17 protein-coding genes are annotated in these 17,362 nt (G+C 71.1%); 10 read left to right on the plus strand and 7 right to left on the minus strand.

Annotation, left to right across the window (positions count from 1 at the left end):
- The first annotated feature begins 206 nt into the window (after window positions 1–206).
- Window positions 207–461 carry a (2Fe-2S)-binding protein gene (locus C8E87_RS46525; protein ID WP_133877675.1) on the plus strand — a complete coding sequence of 85 codons (255 nt, stop codon included), beginning with the start codon at window positions 207–209 and terminating at the stop codon, window positions 459–461.
- Entirely contained in the window at window positions 448–1,326 is an 879-nt protein-coding gene (locus C8E87_RS34910; protein ID WP_133877676.1) for an FAD binding domain-containing protein, read from the plus strand. The genes C8E87_RS46525 and C8E87_RS34910 overlap by 14 nt, the downstream gene beginning before the upstream one ends.
- A gap of 150 nt (window positions 1,327–1,476) precedes the next feature.
- Here C8E87_RS34910 and egtD read toward each other — a convergent pair whose 3' ends face one another.
- Genes egtD through C8E87_RS34930 form a run of 4 tightly spaced genes read right to left on the minus strand, consistent with a single transcriptional unit; the run spans window position 1,477 to window position 5,658 of the window.
- A complete protein-coding gene (egtD, locus tag C8E87_RS34915; RefSeq protein WP_133877677.1) occupies window positions 1,477–2,424 on the minus strand; it encodes an L-histidine N(alpha)-methyltransferase in 948 nt (315 codons plus the stop codon).
- Entirely contained in the window at window positions 2,421–3,164 is a 744-nt protein-coding gene (egtC, locus tag C8E87_RS34920; RefSeq protein ID WP_133877678.1) for an ergothioneine biosynthesis protein EgtC, read from the minus strand. The genes egtD and egtC overlap by 4 nt, the downstream gene beginning before the upstream one ends.
- Window positions 3,164–4,465 (minus strand): ergothioneine biosynthesis protein EgtB, encoded by a 1,302-nt coding sequence (gene egtB / locus C8E87_RS34925; protein ID WP_133877679.1) that lies wholly within the window; start codon window positions 4,463–4,465, stop codon window positions 3,164–3,166. Before egtB ends, egtC begins: the two co-directional genes overlap by 1 nt.
- On the minus strand, window positions 4,462–5,658 hold the full coding sequence (locus C8E87_RS34930) for a glutamate-cysteine ligase family protein (RefSeq protein WP_438866660.1): 1,197 nt from the start codon (window positions 5,656–5,658) through the stop codon (window positions 4,462–4,464). Before C8E87_RS34930 ends, egtB begins: the two co-directional genes overlap by 4 nt.
- A 300-nt stretch (window positions 5,659–5,958) precedes the next feature.
- Between C8E87_RS34930 and C8E87_RS34935 the strand changes: the two genes are divergently transcribed.
- Genes C8E87_RS34935 through C8E87_RS34960 form a run of 6 tightly spaced genes read left to right on the plus strand, consistent with a single transcriptional unit; the run spans window position 5,959 to window position 11,666 of the window.
- The gene (locus tag C8E87_RS34935) at window positions 5,959–7,218 is read left to right on the plus strand and encodes a pyridoxal phosphate-dependent aminotransferase (protein ID WP_133877681.1); all 1,260 of its coding nucleotides are present in this window, start codon (window positions 5,959–5,961) and stop codon (window positions 7,216–7,218) included.
- A gap of 33 nt (window positions 7,219–7,251) precedes the next feature.
- On the plus strand, window positions 7,252–8,181 hold the full coding sequence (locus C8E87_RS34940) for a diacylglycerol/lipid kinase family protein (RefSeq protein ID WP_133877682.1): 930 nt from the start codon (window positions 7,252–7,254) through the stop codon (window positions 8,179–8,181).
- Between the two features lie 56 nt (window positions 8,182–8,237).
- A complete protein-coding gene (locus C8E87_RS34945; RefSeq protein WP_239080487.1) occupies window positions 8,238–8,756 on the plus strand; it encodes a SigE family RNA polymerase sigma factor in 519 nt (172 codons plus the stop codon).
- The gene (locus C8E87_RS34950; protein WP_133877683.1) at window positions 8,753–9,586 is read left to right on the plus strand and encodes a hypothetical protein; all 834 of its coding nucleotides are present in this window, start codon (window positions 8,753–8,755) and stop codon (window positions 9,584–9,586) included. Before C8E87_RS34945 ends, C8E87_RS34950 begins: the two co-directional genes overlap by 4 nt.
- Complete coding sequence (locus tag C8E87_RS34955; protein WP_133877684.1) at window positions 9,583–10,635, plus strand: amidoligase family protein; 1,053 nt, start codon at window positions 9,583–9,585, stop codon at window positions 10,633–10,635. The genes C8E87_RS34950 and C8E87_RS34955 overlap by 4 nt, the downstream gene beginning before the upstream one ends.
- 29 nt (window positions 10,636–10,664) lie before the next feature.
- A complete protein-coding gene (locus tag C8E87_RS34960) occupies window positions 10,665–11,666 on the plus strand; it encodes a phosphatidylinositol-specific phospholipase C (protein WP_133877685.1) in 1,002 nt (333 codons plus the stop codon).
- Window positions 11,667–11,760: 94 nt separating this feature from the next.
- Here the strand turns inward: C8E87_RS34960 and C8E87_RS34965 are convergent, their stop codons facing one another.
- The 3 genes from C8E87_RS34965 to C8E87_RS34975 are packed head-to-tail and all read right to left on the minus strand — an operon-like array spanning window position 11,761 to window position 15,598.
- A complete protein-coding gene (locus C8E87_RS34965; protein ID WP_133877686.1) occupies window positions 11,761–13,266 on the minus strand; it encodes a ricin-type beta-trefoil lectin domain protein in 1,506 nt (501 codons plus the stop codon).
- A complete protein-coding gene (locus C8E87_RS34970) occupies window positions 13,263–13,901 on the minus strand; it encodes a type II secretion system protein (protein WP_133877687.1) in 639 nt (212 codons plus the stop codon). Before C8E87_RS34970 ends, C8E87_RS34965 begins: the two co-directional genes overlap by 4 nt.
- Window positions 13,898–15,598: a putative Ig domain-containing protein gene (locus C8E87_RS34975; RefSeq protein ID WP_133877688.1), complete on the minus strand. Its 1,701-nt coding sequence runs from the start codon at window positions 15,596–15,598 to the stop codon at window positions 13,898–13,900. The genes C8E87_RS34970 and C8E87_RS34975 overlap by 4 nt, the downstream gene beginning before the upstream one ends.
- Before the next feature lie 83 nt (window positions 15,599–15,681).
- On the opposite strand from C8E87_RS34975, the gene C8E87_RS34980 reads away from it, so the two are divergent.
- Both C8E87_RS34980 and C8E87_RS34985 read left to right on the plus strand, forming a co-directional pair.
- Window positions 15,682–16,290, plus strand: a complete 609-nt coding sequence (locus tag C8E87_RS34980) for a class I SAM-dependent methyltransferase (RefSeq protein ID WP_133877689.1) — start codon at window positions 15,682–15,684, stop codon at window positions 16,288–16,290.
- Between the two features lie 58 nt (window positions 16,291–16,348).
- Window positions 16,349–17,344 (plus strand): LLM class flavin-dependent oxidoreductase, encoded by a 996-nt coding sequence (locus C8E87_RS34985; protein ID WP_133877690.1) that lies wholly within the window; start codon window positions 16,349–16,351, stop codon window positions 17,342–17,344.
- The last annotated feature ends 18 nt before the right edge of the window (window positions 17,345–17,362 follow it).

The following is a 17,362-nucleotide window of genomic DNA, read 5'->3' on the forward strand; positions in this document are numbered from 1 at the left end:
GTCTCTGGCTGCCGGACCACGTCCTCGAGCCGGCCGGGTCCGGTCGTTCTCCGCGACGGCATCAACGAGCGTGACCGGAGAACGCTTCGGGGAGTGCGGTTCCGCGGGTACGCTGTCCGCACGATTTTGGCGGTGGCGAAGGTGCCGGGAACACCCAGCGGAACGGGTGCCGGCGGCCGGCAGGGCAGAGATGGGGGCGGTTACCGATGTCCCCCGTCAGCGAGGTCACCCTGCATGTCAACGGCGTGACGCGGCGGCTGCGGCTGGACCATCGGCGGATTCTGGTCGGCGTGCTGCGCGACGACTTCGGCTCGGAGGGCACGCGCGAGAACTGCGACCACGGTGGATGCGGCGCGTGCACCGTCTTGATCGACGGCCGGCTCGCGGCGTCCTGTCTCACCCTTGCGGTGGCCGTCGACGGCGCCTCGATCACGACCATCGAGGGCTATGAAGGAGTTTGAGTACGTCCGTGCGGGCAGCGTGCCCGAGGCGCTGGCGTCGGACGGGCGCTTTCTGGGCGGGGGCACCAATCTGGTTCACCTGATGAGGCGGGGCGTGGAGGCCCCGGACAGGCTCGTCGACGTCAGCCGGCTCCCGCTGAGCGGCATCCGGGAGACCCCGGACGGCGGACTGGTCATCGGCGCGACAACCACCAACAGCGTCGTCGCGGCCGATCCGCTGGTGCGGCGGCGCTACCCGGCTCTGGCCCGGGCGATCTTGGCCGGGGCGCCCGGCCCCATCCGTGACCGGGCCACCGTCGGGGGCAACCTGCGGCAGAGCACCCGGTGCGAGTACTTCACCGATCTGGCCAGGCCGTGCAACCAGCGCTTGCCGGGCAGCGGATGCGCGGCCATCGGCGGACGCAACCGCAACCACGCGATCCTCGGATGGGACGAGCGCTGCGTCGCCGTCGACCCCTCCGACATGGCGGTCGCCCTGTCCGTGTTCGACGTGACCGTGCACTCCCTCGGCGGGCCGCCCGGATTGATCACGGCGGTCGAGCTGCCGCCGGCCCCGCCCTCGGTGTTTCGCAAGGCGCGGGACGGCGGCGTCTCGGTCGCCGCGGTGCTCGAGGTCACCGCTGGCATCGTGCGCGACGTACGGATTGCTCTCGGCGGGGTCGCGGCCCGGCCCTGGCGCGCGTCCGCCGCCGAGAACCTCCTGCGGCACGGGCCGGCCACGGCGGATCGGTTCCGGGCGGCCGCCGACGCCGAGCTGGCCGCCGCCCGGCCGTTGCGGGACAACGCATACAAGGTGGAGCTGACGCGCCACCTCATCGAGGGCGTGCTGACCCGCGCAGCCGAGGCGGCCCGAGCACGACCGTAGGCCGGGGCTGTCAGAGCACCGCGCCCGTCGGCGACAGCGCGGAACGGCTGGGGCGGTCAGGGTGCCGCGTGCGTTGGCGACAGCGCGGAACGGCTGGGGCGGTCAGGACACGGCCCGCGTTGGTGACGGCGTGGAAACGCCGCGAGGCGGTCACGGGACGGCGCGGGCGAGGGAGAGAGCGAACCGGCCGGCCGGGTCGGTCCACCACCGGTCGAGGGTGAAACCGGCTTCGGCCAGCTCCTTCCCGACGCCCCCGCGGCGGAACTTGGCCGAGATCTCGGTGCGGATCTCCTCACCGGCCGCGAGCTCGACGACCAAGCCGACCGCCGGAATCGTGACACGCATGGGCCAGCGGGCCCGCAGGCGCATCTCGATCCATTCCGCGTCGGCGTCCCAAAGGGCGACGTGGGCGAAGCCGTCGACGTCGAAGTCGGCGTCCAGCCGGCGGTTGAGCACCCGCAGCACGTTCTTGTTGAACTCCGCTGTCACCCCGGAGGCGTCGTCGTAGGCGGGCACCAGCACGCGCGGGCTCTTCACCAGGTCGGTGCCGAGCAGCAGGTGCTCGCCGGGCCGCAGCACGCCGCGCACGCCGGTGAAGAAGCGGGCCCGGTCGGCCGGCTCGAAGTTGCCGATCGTGCCGCCGAGGAACGCGACCAGGCGGCCGGGCCCCTCGGGCAGCTCGCCGAGGTGCTCGGTGAAGTCGGCGACCACGGGGTGCACGGCCAGGCCGGGGAAGTCGTCCGCGATCTGGCCGGCCGCCGCGGCCAGGGCCGAGGGCGAGACGTCCATCGGCACGAACGACGTCAGGGGCAGCGCCTCGAGCAGCAGCTTCGTCTTGGTCGAGTAGCCCGCGCCCAGCTCGATCAGCGTGCGAGCCGAGGTGAGCCGGGCGATCTCGTCGGCGCGTGCCGTGAGGATCGCGCGCTCGCTGCGGGTCGGGTAGTACTCCGGCAGCTCGGTGATCTGTTCGAACAGCTCGCTGCCGCGGGCGTCGTAGAACCATTTCGGCGGCAGCCATTTGCGGGGTGCGGTCAGCCCGGCCAGCACGTCGGCGCGTAGCGCGGTCTCCTGGACGTCGTTGTCGAGCAGGACCTTCATGACTCTCCCAACGGGATCTGTTGCAGCTCGGCGGCCGTGGCGACGACGAGGGTGCGGTCGTCGACGGGCTGCCAGGACGGGTCGTCGTCGAGTGGTTCGGAGCTGACCAGCACGCTGCCGGCTCGCCTGAGAACGGACAGGGAATGGCCGTACGTGCTGGCCACCACGGTCTCGCCGTCGGTGAGCAGCAGGTTGAGCCGGGAGCCTGGGGCGGCCGCGGCCACCTCGGCGATCGTGTCCGCAACGGCCTCGCGCGGGCCGGCGCCGCCGCGCAGCCGGTCGCGCACGAACGCCCACAGCAGCGCCGCGTCGGTGGGCGCGTCGAGCGTGAGCAGGTCCACGGGCGGCAGCGTGGCGGCGAGTTTGGCGACCGACCCGGGCCAGCCGCTGACCTTGCCGTTGTGGCTGAACAGCCACGGCCCCTCGCCGAACGGGGCCGCCGCGTGCTCGGTCACCGGCATGCCGATGGTCGCGCTGCGGACCGCGGCCAGGACCGCCCCCGCCGACACGGCGGAGGCGAGCCCGGGCAGCGTGGTGTCGCTCCACAGCGGGGTGGCCCGGCGGTATCGCACCGGGCCGCCCTCGGCGTACCAGCCGACGCCGAACCCGTCCGCGTTGATCGTGCCGCCGCCGCGCATGTCGGCCGGCGCCCACGATTGATGTGCCAGCGAGTGCGCGGGCTCGAACAGCAGCCGCGACAACGGGACGGGCGGCCCCAGATAGACCAGGTGACGGCACATCAGGCGTCCCGGGCCAGCCGGAAGCCGCTGAAGATCTGCCGCCGGATCGGGTAGTCCCAGTTACGGAAGGTGCCGCGGACGGCGCTACGGTCGGTGCCGAACGAGCCGCCGCGGAGCACCTTGTAGTCGGGGCCGAAGAACACCTCCGAATATTCGCGGTAGGGGAACGCGGCGAACCCGGGATAGCCGTGGAAGTCGGTGGACGTCCACTCCCACACGTCGCCGACCAGCTGGTGCACGCCGAGCGGGGACGCGCCGTCGGGGTAGGCGCCGGCCGGGGCGGGCCGCAGATGCCGCTGGCCCAGGTTCGCGTGCCGCGCCTGCGGGGTCTCGTCACCCCACGGGTAGCGCCGCGAGCGTCCGGTCGCGGGGTCCCACCGGGCTGCCTTCTCCCACTCGGCCTCGGTCGGCAGCCGTTTGCCGGCCCATCTCGCGTACGCCTCGGCCTCCCAGAAGCACACGTGCACCACCGGCTCGTCCGCCACGACCGGGGCCGTACGCCCGAACGTCGTGGCCGCCCAGCCGTCGCCGTCACGCACCCAGTGGCCGGGCGCGGTGAGCCCGGCGGCCTGCCGGTGATCCCACCCGGCCGGGCTCCACCAGCGCGGGTCGTCGTAGCCGCCGGCGTCGATGAACGCCGTGTATTGCCCGTTGGTGACGGCGGCCCGGTCGATCCAGAACGCCGGCACCCGCACCTGGTGCGCCGGGCGTTCGTTGTCGAGCGCCCACGCCTCGGTGTCGGTGCCCATCGTGAACGGCCCGCCCGGCACGAGCACCTCGCCGGCGACGGGGGCCGGCGCAGCCGGGGGCTCCGGCGCGGTGAGCACGGGCGCGCCCACCCGCAGCTGGTGGGTGGCCAGCATCGTCTCGTCGTGCTGCTGCTCGTGCTGAATGATCATGCCGAAGGCGAACCCGTCGGCCACCAGGCGGCGGCCGTCGTCGACGGGGGCCCGGCCGAGCACGTCGAGGGCCTTGTCGCGTACCTCGGCGACGTAACGGCGGGCCTCGACCGGGGTGAGCAGCGGCAGGGACGGGCGGTCGCGGCGGGGGTGCTTGAAGGCGTCGTACAACTCGTCGATGTCGGGCCGCAGCGGGTCACGGCCGCCGACGTCGCGTACCAGCCACAGCTCTTCCTGGCTGCCGACGTGGGCGAGGTCCCACACCAGCGGCGACATGAGCGGGGAGTGCTGACGGGTCAGGTCGCCGTCGTCGACGGCGTCGGTGAGCAGGGCTGTGCGGTCGCGGGTGCGCAGCAGCTCGGCCGCGACACGCTCCCGCAGCCGTTCGGTCTCGATGGTCATCGCAGTGTCCGTTCGATCGAGTCGAGCACGCCGGCCTGGAACGGGCCGGGCTCGAGGCGGCGGGCGGCCAGGCCGAGCACGGCGGCGGCGGTGCGGCGCAGGGCCGGGTCGTCCAGGCCGTAGCGGTAGGCCTGTTCCCACCGGCCGGCGGTCGGCAGGGCCAGGTCGAGCGCTGTGCTGGTGGTGGCGGGGTCGGCCAGCAGGGTGGCGAGCACAGCGACCGGCGGGAACCAGTCACCGGCAGGCTGCGCGTCGAGGTAGCGCACCTCGAGGTAGCCGTGGGGGCGTACGGGGGGAAAGAGAGTGGTCAGGTGGTAGTCGACGTCGTCGGCGGTGAGGGGCTGCGGCAACGCGCCCGCGAGCCAGTCGGCCAGCGTGGCGCCCGGCGGCGCGTCCCAGCAGCCGCCGTCGCGGCGCACACAGGTCAGCGGGGCGGCCAGCGCGTACCGCACCCAGTCGCCGGCCGGGTCGTCCGAGACGCCGACGGGGTGGGTGAGCCGCGGATCCATCGCCCACCAGGCGGCCATGCGCGCGGAGGCGTAACCGGTGTCGCGGCGGGCGTGATGGCGCGAATTGGCGAACGCGGCCAGCAGCGGAGGCCCGAGCGCCATGACCGCGGCCCAGCGGACGGCCAGCTCGGACGGCGTGCCCGCGTCGAGGCAGACCTGCAGGCCGGCCGTGCTGCACATCATGACCCGGCCGTCGGGGCCACGCGCGTCGAAGGACTGCTGCATGGCCGCATAGCGCGGGGTGTGCACCAGGCGGCGGGGCTCGCGATACGCGTCGATGCCGTGCCGGCCCAGCGTGAGACCGGCCGAGCCGAGCAGACCGATGAGGTGGGCCGTGTCGGCGCTGAGCGCCGCGTGCAGCGCGGCGAGCGACGAGGCCGGGGCGGAGGAGATCTCGACCTGTCCGCCGGGCTCGACGGTGATCGTGCCTCCGGCGGGGAGGGTCAGCGGCGGATCGAGGTCACCCGGGGCTCTCAGGGTGACGGGGGTGTGCCGGCCGAGCGCCTGCCGCAGTTTCCCGGGCGACAGCGGCGCTGACGGCGCCGCGGTGTGATGCAGGGTCCATTCCAGTTCGGCGCCGATCAGCTCGGGTGGGCCGGTCTTGAAGCAGATGGCGCGGATGCGCGCCTCCACCTCGCTCTGGGTGCGCAGGACGGTCGCGGTGGCCTCACCGTCCGTCAGCAGCCGTACGCTCTTGGTCATGCCCCCGAACTTAGGGCGGGGGTGCGACATTTTCCGGTACGCCGGGGGAACGGTCCTCTGTGTACCGGCGACAAGCTGGGCGTTCGCAGCACGGTGATCTGAGTCACTGGGCATGGCTCGGGCATCGACGGAGTTAAGCGGCCCTTAAGCCGGCGCAACCCCTTGACCTGCGTAAACGGGATCTGTTTCGAAAAGCCTGAACCCTTCCTGGGTGAGTCCCGTACTCGTGGACGGCGTGTCACTGCTTCAGTGGCGTGCTGTCGGACGAGTTAGGGAGTCGCGATGGCCGGGACCGGAATCGACACCTCGATCCTGCACAAGGGGGCGCACAGCGCCTCCTACTTCGACCTGTCGCGCAGCGCGGGCGAGGGCGTCGAGATCGTGGACTTCTGCATCCCCTGCAACCCGTACTTCCCGACCCCCGACATGTTCGACGAGCTCAGCCGCGACCTCAAGAACATCCTGAAGTACTACCCGAGCGACTCCACCAGCATCACCAAGAAGCTGTGCAGCGTGCTCGGCCTGCACCCGCAGACGGTCGCCATGGCCAACGGCTCGACCGAGCTGATCACCTGGATCGACCACCTGCTGATCTCCGAGAGCGTGGCCATCCCGATCCCGACGTTCGGCCGCTGGACCGACCAGCCGCTCGAGACCGGCAAACGGGTCGACATGTTCCCGCTGCAGGAACGCGACGGCTTCCGGCTCAACCTCGACGACTACGTGCGCTTCATCCGCGACCGCGGCTCCCGCGTGGCCGTGGTCTGCAACGTCAACAACCCCGACGGCTGCTACCTGCCGCGCCGCGACGTCATCCGCTTCATGGACATGCTGGGCGACCTCGACCTGGTTGTCATCGACGAGTCGTTCATCGACTTCAGCGACATGGAGCAGTACCCGTCGGTCGGCCCCGACGCGGTCATCCGCCCCAACACGGTGGTGCTCAAGAGCCTCGGCAAGAACTTCGGCCTGCACGGCATCCGGTTCGGCTACCTCATGGCCAACCCGTCGATCGCCGGCAAGATCGGCAAGGCGCTGCCGAAGTGGAACCTCAACTCGCTGGCCGAGAAGGTCGTCTTCATGATCCAGGACCATGAGGAGGAGTACGAGGACAGCTTGCGCCTGCTCAGCCGCGACCGCCGCGCGATGGCCGGCGAGCTGGCCCGCATCCCCGGGCTGACCGTGTTCCCCTCGCAGGGCAACTTCATCCTGGTCAAGCTGCCCACCGAGTGGTCCGGCGTGGCCCTGCGTGACTACCTGGTGGCCAACCACGGCGTCTACACCCGCGAGTGCGGCAACAAGCTCGGCATGACCAGCCAGTTCATGCGTCTGGTGGTGCGCCCGGCCCGCGACGTCGACCGGCTCATCGACGGCATGATGGACTACGGCCGCCAGTTCCGCGTCCGGTCGTACGAGGAGGAGCCGCCGATGGAATCCCGGCGCAGCTGGAGCGGCGGGCTCGACGAGGCCCCCGACAACCTCATCCAGTACCCGTCGCGCCGCACCCCGGAATACACGGCCCGCCGCGCCGCCAACGCGTAGGGGCGGCCACCCGCACCCAGTAGGGTCGACCAGGTGCGTACGAAGGAGCAGCTGACCGCCGACATCCGCGAGAAGAAGCGTGCGGTGCTGGTGGTCAACGCCCACTCCCGGCGGGGCCGGCTGCTCTACGACACCGCGTTCGAGCGGCTGAAGCTGGCCGGGTTCACGCTGCTCGGGGCCAAGGCGGTCGACCGTCCCCGCGAGCTCCAGCACGTGCTCGCCGAGGGCCTGGCCAAGGGACCCGACCTGCTCATCGCGGGCGGCGGCGACGGCACCATCAGCACCGCGGCCCGCCTGCTCGCGCACCGTGACGTCGCTCTCGGGTTGCTGCCGCTGGGCACCACCAACAACTTCGCCCGTACGGCGCACACCCCGCTCGACCTCGGCGAGGCCGTCGACGTGCTGGTCGACGGCAAGGTGATCGACCTCGACCTGGGCCTGGCGGGCGGCGAGCCGTTCACCAACCACGTCGGAGTCGGGCTCTCGGCCGAGGTCATGCTCAAGGCGCCGCGCCCGCTCAAACGCGTGCTGGGCCGGCTGGCGTACCCGCTGACCGCGCTCGGCCTGCTCACCCGCCACCAGCCGCTGCGCATCACCGTACGCACCGACGGGCGCAGCCACGAGTTCCGCAGCCACCAGGTGTACGTTGCCAACGGCGGGCACCACGCGGGCCGCCCGATCGCCGGTGACGCCGACGCCGACGACCGGCTCCTGGCCACGTACGCGGTCGGGGGTCCCAAGCGACGCGAGCTGCTGGTCGAAACGGCCCGCAACGCGGCAAAAGGTCCCTCGCGCACGTTGCGGGAGGAACCGTTCCTGGCCACGGGGGAGTTGTGGCTCGAGACCGATCGCCCGGCGCGGGTCGAGGTCGACGGCGAGCCCGGCGGCAGCACCCCGCTGCGGATCGGCCTGGCCGCGAACGCGCTGCGGGTGATGGCCCCGGCCGGCGCGCCCGACCGCTGACGAGAAATGTTCCGACGGGACTGCACAGATCCGCGGCGGGGGGCGTCGTAGTGGTTGTGACCTTCGAGCAGTTCGCGATGGCCCGGCTCCCGAGTCTCCTGCGGTACGCGGTCGTCCTCACCGGCGACCGTGATCTCGCACAGGACATAGTCCAGGAGGTTCTGGCCCGGGCCCAGGTCCGATGGCGGCGGATCAGCGAGGCGGAAGTCCCCGAGGCGTACGTGCGGCGCATGGTGCTCAACGAGTACCTGTCGTGGCGGCGCAGCTGGGCGGTCCGTCACGTGCACGCGGTCGGTGAACGTCTCGTCGACCTCGACGACGCCCGGGGTGGTGTGCGCGACCACGCCGACGGTGTCGTCATGGCCGACGTCCTCTGGAAACGCCTGGCCACGCTGGGGCGCAAACAGCGGGCGGTCCTGGTGCTGCGCTACTACGAGCAGCTGGAGGACGAGCAGATCGCCGACCTGCTGGGGTGTTCCCCGGCAACCGTCCGCAGCCACGCTTCGAGGGCGCTGAAAACGCTCCGGCTCTCACCGGAGCTCATGGAACGCATTCCCGCCGAGGAGAAGTCGTGACTGAGCAGCCGCACCGCGATCAGCTGCGCGAGGCCTTTGAACTGCACGAGGACAACACCCCGGACCCGGCCGCGGTCTACGCCCGGGTGCAGCAGCTTTCCCAGAAGTACAAGCGGCGCAGGCGGGGCGCCCAGGTCGCGGCCGGTGGCGTGCTCGGCGCCGGCCTCATCGCGGGCGCGATCAACCTGCCCGCCTTTCTTCCCGCGAACAACGCCGCCACCAACACGGCTGCCGGTGTGCCGGCGGGTGCTCCGGCGGCGAAGCCGTCGTCCTCGGTCCCGGCCGCTGCCGGCGTCGATGCCAACCTGCAGGCTTACGCGGAGGCCGGTTACGGCTACGAGGACGCCGGTGTGCTGGCCCGGCTGTGGAAGATGAACGACGACGACCGCCTGGCGGTCAAGGCCGAGGCCGGTCGCCGGCTGCTCCTCGGTGAGACCCTGCCGTTCAAGCCGTTGCCGGACACCCCGGCCCAGGAGGAGACGATCTCCCCCGAGCACGACAAGCAGTTCCAGGCGTTCTTCAACGCCGGCTACACCTGGGACGAGGCCGAGAAACTGGCCGAGATCTGGAAGCTGGCCGACCCTGCCGACGCCAAGCTCGAGGGTGGCAAGCGTCTGCTGGCGGGCGAGGAGCTGCCGGTCAAGCCGAAGAAGGAGAACGTCGCCGCGGCCCTCGAGACCAAGCGGGCCGACGCGTTCTGGGCAGCGGGCTACGACGCGGAGGACGCCGAGAAACTGGCCAAGATCTGGAAGCTCAAGGACACGTGGTCGGCCAAGGTCGAAGCGGGCAAGCGCCTGCTGGCCGGCCAGACGCTGCCGATCAAGCCGTGACGACCAGGTTGCGCCGGCGCGTCGGCTTCGAGATCGAGCTGATGGCGCCTCCCGGCGTCAGCCGGCGCAGCCTCGCCGACGACCTGGCTGCCCGCTCCGGCGGCCGGTCCCGCCCGGTCTGGCACCGCGACAGTGAGCCGTCGCTGGTGCCGGGCCTGGGCCGGTTCCTCAACCTCACCCTGGGCTACGCGGTCGACCGGCCGGACGGCAGCCCTCTGTGCACCCTGGTCGACGACATCACCCTGATCGACGGCCTCGATCCGCGCACGCCCGCCCCACCGGGCTGGTTCCGTGTGCTCAGCGACGACTCACGCCTGCTCGGCCTGCTGGCCGAGCGGTGCGACCCGGCGGCGCCTCTCGAAACGGTCCTCGACCCGGCGGCGGCGTTGTGGGGCGTCAAGCCGGAGCAGATCGGCGACGTCTTCCGCCTCGACGACACCGCCGGCAGCACGATCGCCCTGGCCGCCCCGGCCGGCGGCGAACGCGAACGCCCCTGCGAGGTGATCACCCCGCCGCTGGCCGCGAACCACCACGAGGCCCTGGAGGAACTGCTCGCCCCCGCCCGCGAGCTCGGTTTCACCGTCCCGGCCGAGGCCGCCGTCCACCTGCACCTCGACGGTGGGCCGTTCCGCCGGCCGCAGGCCCTCGCCAACGTGGTGCGCCTGTTCGCGCACTGGCGTGAGCCGTTGCGGGCGCTGCTGCAGACCAACCCGGCCTGCCGGCGCCTCGCCCCGCTGCCCGAGCCCCTGGTGGCCGCCACCGCCGGGCGGCCCGGGTGGGACGAGCTGAGCCGGGCGGCCACCGAGGGCGGGCTCACCAAGTTCTTCGACGTCAACCTGACCCAGCTGTTCGCCGAGCACCCGGTCCGCGACACGATCGAGGTCCGCATCCTGCCCGGCTCGATCGACGCGGGCGAGATCGTCAACCGGGCCGCGCTGGCCGAGCTGCTGCTGGAACGCTGCCTGACGGCGTCGTCGTTGCCCCCGGTGGCGGCCGACCCGATCGAACAGCTGATGAACTTCGCGGCCGAGGCCATGGCCCGTCGATAAGTTCACGTCCTTCGATATATTCTGCGCGCATGAAGCGTGCCTTCGCCGTGCTTCTCGCGGCCGCCCTCGTTCTCGTCGCGCCCGTGCCGGCGTACGGGGCCGACAGCTCTTATCGCACCCTGGCCTCGGCAACCAACCCCGACTGGATGCGCGCGCTGCCCGACGGCCGGAGCCTGGCCGCGCTGTCGATCCCCGGCACACACGAGACGCTGTCCATCCACGGCGGGGCGCTCACCCAGACCCAGGAGAACTACGGCGACAGCGCGCACACGCTGACCGCGCAGCTGCGGGCGGGCATCCGGATGATCGACGTACGGGCCCGGGTGAACTCGGGAAACACGTTCACCATCCACCACGGCGCGACGTATCAGAACGCGAACTTCGACGACGTGCTCGCCCGGCTCGCCGAGTTCCTGAGCGCCCACCCCGGCGAGGCCGTCGTGCTGCGCCTCAAACAGGAATGCACCGGCGAGCTCGGCTCCTGCGCCGACGCTTCCGGGCAGCGTGCTTTCCAGGACATCTTCGACGCGTACGTGGGTGGTCGCCCCGGCCTTTTCTGGACGCCCTCGGTCACCCGGTCGGCCGCCGCTCCCACCCCCGCGCTCGGCCAGATCCGCGGCAAAGTGGTGCTGGCCGTGCTCAACGGCCCCCGCGGCGGCGTCATCGACCGGTACGGGCTGGCCCAGTTCTCCGGCTGGCACGACGGCTCGTCGGAATGGGTGCAGGACAACTACAACGTGCCGAACGTGGGCGCCATCGCCACCAAACGCGACCAGGTGCGCCGCTTCCTCGACGCCACCAGCGCCGGCGACCCGTCGAAGATGTACGTCAACTTCGCCTCCGGGTCCAGCCTGTTCGCCCAGCCCCAACAGGTGGCGGGCGGCGCCCTCGGCGTGCAGGGCGTCAACCCGTTCCTGCTGACCTATCTGTCCGAGGGTCCCGAGGTGCACACCCCGGTCACCCGTACGGGAATGCTCATGCTCGACTTCCCCGGCGGCGGCCTGATCAACAAGATCCTCACCTACAACTGAGCAGCGCGGCCGGCTGGGCCATCAGGGCCGGGACGACCCGGACCGGATCTCGTACGAGCACCGGATCCGATCGCCGGCCGGAGCGTGCGCGGGGTTACTTCTCGGTCAGGTCGACCAGCGGGGTCGGCTGGCTGATGTTCGCCGGGGCGTTCCACTTCTGCAGCTCCGAGGTGTTGCAGACGGCCACCTTGACCTTGCTCGTGCCGTCGCCGTGGAAGTCGTTGGACACACCGCTGTTCTGGTCGGTGGGCTGCAGGCAGTAGCCGTTGAAGTCCTTGATCCGGTAGCTCGTGCCGTAGTCGCCGGTGTCGTGATAGACGGTCCACTGCAGGTTTGTGCCGGTCTGCGACGCCGGGGTCGCGCACTGCACGACGGTCACCCAGGACGTCGCGCTCACCACGCCGGGCGAGCGCAGGCAGTAGTTGTTGTTGGGCGAGCCGTTCTTGCTGTTGCTGGTGGCGGTCTGGTTGTTGACGATGATCGGGCCGGTCGCCGTGACGGCGGGGCTGACCGGGGTGGGGTGGACCCACTGCTGGTTGAAGTCGACGACGCCGCCCGGGTCCTGCTTGCAGAACCAGGCGATCATGTACGCCGAACCCGTCGACTTGTTGGTGACGTCGAGGCAGCGGCTGAACTGGGCGTAGTTGACCAGCTGGTTGGTGGGGTCCCCGGCCATGCCGGCCCCGACGCCGGTGGCCGAGCGAAAGACCGTCTTCGCGTTGTTGACCGTGCAGTTGCCCAGCACGACGGCCCGGTTGGCGATGGAGCCCGGTGAGTCGACGTTGACGCAGGAGCCGCTGTCGGACTTGCTGGCCGTCGTGGTGGAGTGGAACAGCGAACTGCCGTCCAGGGCCCACTGGAAAGTCGTGGTCCGCAGGGCCGGGCAGGGCCTGAACACCACGGCGGTGCCCGCCTTACGGGCGTCGCTCGCCCACAGGCACATGCCCAGCGGCGCGCTGGACGACTCCGAGTTGATGCGCCGCAGGTACAGGTCGGCGGTGTAGCCGAACTGCTGGCGGCTGCTGCCGTCGCAGGGGGCCATCAGCACCGGGGTGTTGTCGGCCGGGGCGGTGGCCGTCCCGGAGTCGAAGCACTGGTTGCCCAGCGTGGAGGTGGCGATCCGGATCTGGCCGCCCGGGATGTTGGTGTTGCTGGTCGAGAAGACATATGTGGCTGTCAGGGTCCGTTTGACCGGGCCGCCGGTTCCGGTGGAGCTGACGACCGCCGTGGCGGGCACGTCCATGGCCGGACAGGGCATGTCGAGGCCGTCCTGGTCGCGGTATCTCAACGTCACCACGTACGGGAGTTTCTCGCCGGTCGCCGGCACGCCCGCGTCGCCGGTCAGCGTGCACGGCGGCAGGTTCTCCAGGTAACCGGTCTGGTTCTCCTGGTCGGCGGCCGCCCGCACGCGGGCCATCATCACGTCCAGGCCCGCCTGCGCGGCGTTGAGCGCCGTGTTGCGGTCGGCCAGGCTGACGCTGGTCCGGATCTGGCGGACCACGATCGGGCCCAGCAGCGCCGACAGTGTCATCACGACCGTGACCACCAGCAGGGCCATCAGCATCGAGCCCTCGTCGTCCTCGTGCCGTACGCGCATCATGAGGCCGGCCTCGCTTTGCCGCAGTCGTTGTCCACCAGCTTGCCGGCGTCCGAGAACACGTTGCTGGCCATGGTGTTCTGGGCCGTGAAGAGCACGTCGAGCGGCAGGCTGGTCACGCCCACGTGCCCGGTGAAGCGCAGCCGCACCTGGCTGTGCGCGAGCTGGTATTTCCGTCCCACTCCGGAGACGCCGGGACTGGCCGACGCGTACGGGGTGGAATTGGGCAGGTAAACCGTGAAAGGCGGGGTGTTCCCGGTGGGGGCCAGGTCGGTGGCGATGGTGGTACGCGCGCCCGGGGTGGTGGCGGGCGGGGTCCACGACGCGGTGGTCAGCACGCCGTCCTTGAGGACGAGCTGGCGGCAGCCGCCCGTGGTCGCGTACTCGAGGTACCAGGCGGCGCCGACCTGCCCGGGCACGGAGACCCAGGAGGCGTACCGCAGCTCCTTGTCGAGGCGGCGGAAACTGTTGGTGAGCTGGTCGCGCGCGACGCTGACCGAGTCGACCCGGTTGACGTTCCGGTAGACCTCGACCAGTCCGCCCAGGGCGATGACCAGCACGACCGACATGATCCCCATGCCCACCACGAGCTCGATGAGGCTGACCCCGCGGTCGTCGGTCTTGCGGGCGCCGGTCATGTGATCGTCCAGACGAAGGTGAGGACGGTGGTGGCGGCGACAGCGGTGGCGGTCGCGGTCACCACGTACGTGTCGGCGGTGTTCGGCGTTCCCGAGATGACTCCCGTGACGGGGTTGAAGGTCAGGCCCGGTGGCAGGCCGGTCACCGCGATCAGCGGGTTGAGGCCGAGCAGGCCGCCGTTGGTGGTCAGCGGCAGCGAAGCCGGCGTGCCCCGCGGGGTGCTCCGGTCGGGTGCGGCCGGGCTGGGCGAGGTGAACGTCAGCGAGCCGGCCGTGGGGTTCACCAGCAGGACGATGCGCTGACTGGCCACGCCGCCGGTGCCGCCGAGGCTATCGGTGACGCTGATCGTGGGCAGGAAACGCCCGGAGATCGAGACCGTGTCGTTGATCATGCCGTTCTTGTTCATCGACACGCCGGGCGGCAGCCCGGAGGCATTGAAGGTGTACTTGCCGTCGCCGCCGGTGGCGGTCGCGGTCAGGGTGAGTTTGTCGCCGAGGTCGATCGTCCGGTCGGTCAGCGGGCCCAGGGCGACGGCGGGGAGCACCACGTGGCTGTAGCTGCCGGTGCCCGCGACGCCGTTCTGGTCGGTGGCGGTGATCGTGGTGGCGTACGTGCCGGCTGTGGTGACCGTCCCGGTGATCTGCCCCGTGGCGGCGTCGATGCTCAGCCCCGGGGCCAGGCCCGCGGCGGTGAAGACGTACGGGCCGACCCCGTTCGCGGCGGTGACCGGCAAGCTGACCGCCTCGCCGACATGGTTGCCGGGGGTCGTCGGCGGCGTCACGGTCGGCGGCAGCACCACCGTGAACGTGATGAACGAGGAGTCGCTGCGGTTCAGCCGGTCGGTGACGGTGGTGGAGACCAGCGGAGTGACACCGGCCGCGGCCGGCGTTCCGGTGATCAGCCCGGCGCCGTTCATCGTCAGACCGGCCGGCAGCTGGGCGATGGTCCACGTGTTGGGCAGCTGGCCGCCCCGCGCCTCCAGCTGGAACGAGACCGGAATGCCGCGGTAGAAGACGGCCGCCGCCGTCAGAACTGTCGGGGAGGGGCGCTTGATGTCGAAATTGGGTTCCGGGGCTCGCGAGACCAGCGTCGAGGCCACGTACTGGCAAATGCCGGGGGTTTGCGGGCACGAGGTGTCGGGCCAGCTCACCAGGACCACGGCCCGGAAGAACTTGAGGATCTTGGTCTGGTCGGCCGGCGCCTTGGGCTTGCCCAGCGGGTAGACACACGCGCCGGAGCTGGTCGGGATCAGATAGACCTCGCAGGCCCCGACATAGACCATCCGGGTGTACGGGGTCCCCTCCACCACGGTGACCTGGGCCGCCGTCGAAATGGGGGCGTCGGCGCCGTCGGTGGGGGCGACAGTGCTGTCCGCGTCCCGTTCGACCTGCATCGTGGCCAGGTAGGGCTTGACCACGGCGGGGGCGGCCGCGAACTGCTGCTCGCCGGCCTGCTGCCCGTGCCCGCTCAGCAGCGAGCTGCCCTTGAGCCCGCGCACCTGCTCCATCGTCGTGTTGGCCAGCTGGATCGCCGCCTGCCGGGTCCGCTGCTTGTTGACGCTCTGCAGACTGCCGACGAAGAACGGGGTCGCGGCCAGGAGCGTGATGGACAGCACGGCCAGCGCGACGAGCACCTCGACCAGCGTGAAACCCTGATCGCCGGTGCCGCTCGCGCGCCCGTGGTCCTTACCCCGCATTCACGTCCTCCTCGCGAGGTCTCATCGGCAGCAGGCGGTGACCCCTTAGACGATCCGGACAAGCGGTCTGTAAGTTTTCACAGGTGGTACGAGCACTCGACGACGCACAGCCGCCGGCCGACACGGTGTCGCTGGACTACTTCTCCGGGCTCTACGAGGCCAAGGACGACCCGTGGGACGTGGCCACGAAATGGCACAACCAGCGCAAGTACGCGGTGACCATGGCCAGCCTGCCCCGCGAGCGCTACCGCGCCTGCTACGAGCCGGGCGCCTCGATCGGGCTCCTCACCCGGCTGCTCGCCGCCCGCTGCGACCAGGTGCTGGCCGTCGACAGCGTGCCGTCGGCCGTCGAGCAGGCCCGTGAGACAGTCAAAGACCTTCCCCACGTACGGGTGGAGCGCGCGAACCTGCCCGCGGAGCTTCCCGCCGGGACCTTCGACCTGATCGTCGTGGGCGACCTGCTGTACTACTTCTCGGCCGCCGACCTCGCCGCCGCGCTGGACGGGTTCGTGCGCTGCCTCGAGGTGGACGGCGACCTGGTCTCGGTGCACTTCCGCGACCGGGGCAACGGCGGCAACTACGACGGGTTCCAGGTCAGCGCGGCGCTGGACGCGCAGGCCGGGCTGGAGCGTGTCGTCCGGCACGAGGACGAGTGGTTCGTGCTCGACGTGTTCCGCCGGGTGTCTTTCTAGCGGCGGACGTGTTCCGGCGCACAGTGTCGATGTAAGGACCGCGGAGTAGGTTCAACCCATGTCGATCGCGATCTCGATTCTCGACCTGGCCCCCATCAGCGAGGGGCTCACCGCCCGGGAGAGCCTCGAGGGCAGCGTGGCGCTGGCCCGGGCGGCCGAGGCGAGCGGTTACGAGCGGGTCTGGTACGCCGAGCACCACAACATGCCGACCATCGCGTCGTCCGCCACCAGCGTCGTCATCGGCTACGTGGCCGCCCACACGTCGACCATCCGCCTCGGCGCCGGCGGCATCATGCTGCCCAACCACTCGCCGCTGGTGATCGCCGAGCAGTTCGGCACCCTGGCCACGCTCTACCCCGGCCGCATCGACCTGGGCCTGGGCCGGGCGCCCGGCAGCGACCAGAACACGATGCTGGCCCTGCGCCGCGACAACGCCTCGGCCGAGTCCTTCCCGCAGGACGTGCTCGAGCTCAACGGCTACCTCACCGGCCACTCCCGTGTGCCCGGCGTCCAGTCGGTGCCCACCCCCGACGGCCCGGTCCCGCTCTACATCCTCGGCTCGTCGCTGTTCGGCGCTCAGCTGGCCGCCCAGCTCGGATTGCCGTACGCGTTCGCCTCGCACTTCGCCCCCGACGCACTGCACCAGGCCGTCGAGGTCTACCGCGAGACGTTCCGCCCGTCCGCCCAGCTCGAGACGCCGTACGTGATCGCCGGCGTCAACGTCTTCGCCGCCCCCGACCACGCCGCGGCCGAAGATCAGAAGGTCCGCGCCTACCGCTCCCGCACTCGCGCCTTCATCACCCGGGGCGCCCGCGGCGGCAACTTCACCGACGCCGAGATCGACGCGTTCCTGGCCTCCCCAGCGGGCGCGAGCCTGGCCAACATGACCCGCTACACCGCCGTCGGCACCCCCGACGAGGTACGCGAATACTTGCTCAAGTTCGCCACGGAGGCCGGCGCCGACGAGCTGATCACCGCCCATCACGCCCTGGGCTTGGACGACCGGGTCCGCTCCGTCGAGCTCACGGGCCAGGCCCTCAAAGCCGACGCCTGATTCCCTATCGAGGATTTG

The sequence above is a fragment of the Paractinoplanes brasiliensis genome (genome assembly GCF_004362215.1).
Taxonomy (GTDB): domain Bacteria; phylum Actinomycetota; class Actinomycetes; order Mycobacteriales; family Micromonosporaceae; genus Actinoplanes; species Actinoplanes brasiliensis.

Coding starts and splice junctions, on each gene's coding strand:
- C8E87_RS46525 (WP_133877675.1), top strand. CDS start 207: ATGTCCCCCGTCAGCGAGGTCACCCTGCATGTCAACGGCGTGACGCGG.
- C8E87_RS34910 (WP_133877676.1), top strand. CDS start 448: ATGAAGGAGTTTGAGTACGTCCGTGCGGGCAGCGTGCCCGAGGCGCTG.
- egtD (WP_133877677.1), bottom strand. CDS start 2,424: ATGAAGGTCCTGCTCGACAACGACGTCCAGGAGACCGCGCTACGCGCC.
- egtC (WP_133877678.1), bottom strand. CDS start 3,164: ATGTGCCGTCACCTGGTCTATCTGGGGCCGCCCGTCCCGTTGTCGCGG.
- egtB (WP_133877679.1), bottom strand. CDS start 4,465: ATGACCATCGAGACCGAACGGCTGCGGGAGCGTGTCGCGGCCGAGCTG.
- C8E87_RS34935 (WP_133877681.1), top strand. CDS start 5,959: ATGGCCGGGACCGGAATCGACACCTCGATCCTGCACAAGGGGGCGCAC.
- C8E87_RS34960 (WP_133877685.1), top strand. CDS start 10,665: ATGAAGCGTGCCTTCGCCGTGCTTCTCGCGGCCGCCCTCGTTCTCGTC.
- C8E87_RS34965 (WP_133877686.1), bottom strand. CDS start 13,266: ATGATGCGCGTACGGCACGAGGACGACGAGGGCTCGATGCTGATGGCC.
- C8E87_RS34970 (WP_133877687.1), bottom strand. CDS start 13,901: ATGACCGGCGCCCGCAAGACCGACGACCGCGGGGTCAGCCTCATCGAG.
- C8E87_RS34975 (WP_133877688.1), bottom strand. CDS start 15,598: ATGCGGGGTAAGGACCACGGGCGCGCGAGCGGCACCGGCGATCAGGGT.
- C8E87_RS34985 (WP_133877690.1), top strand. CDS start 16,349: ATGTCGATCGCGATCTCGATTCTCGACCTGGCCCCCATCAGCGAGGGG.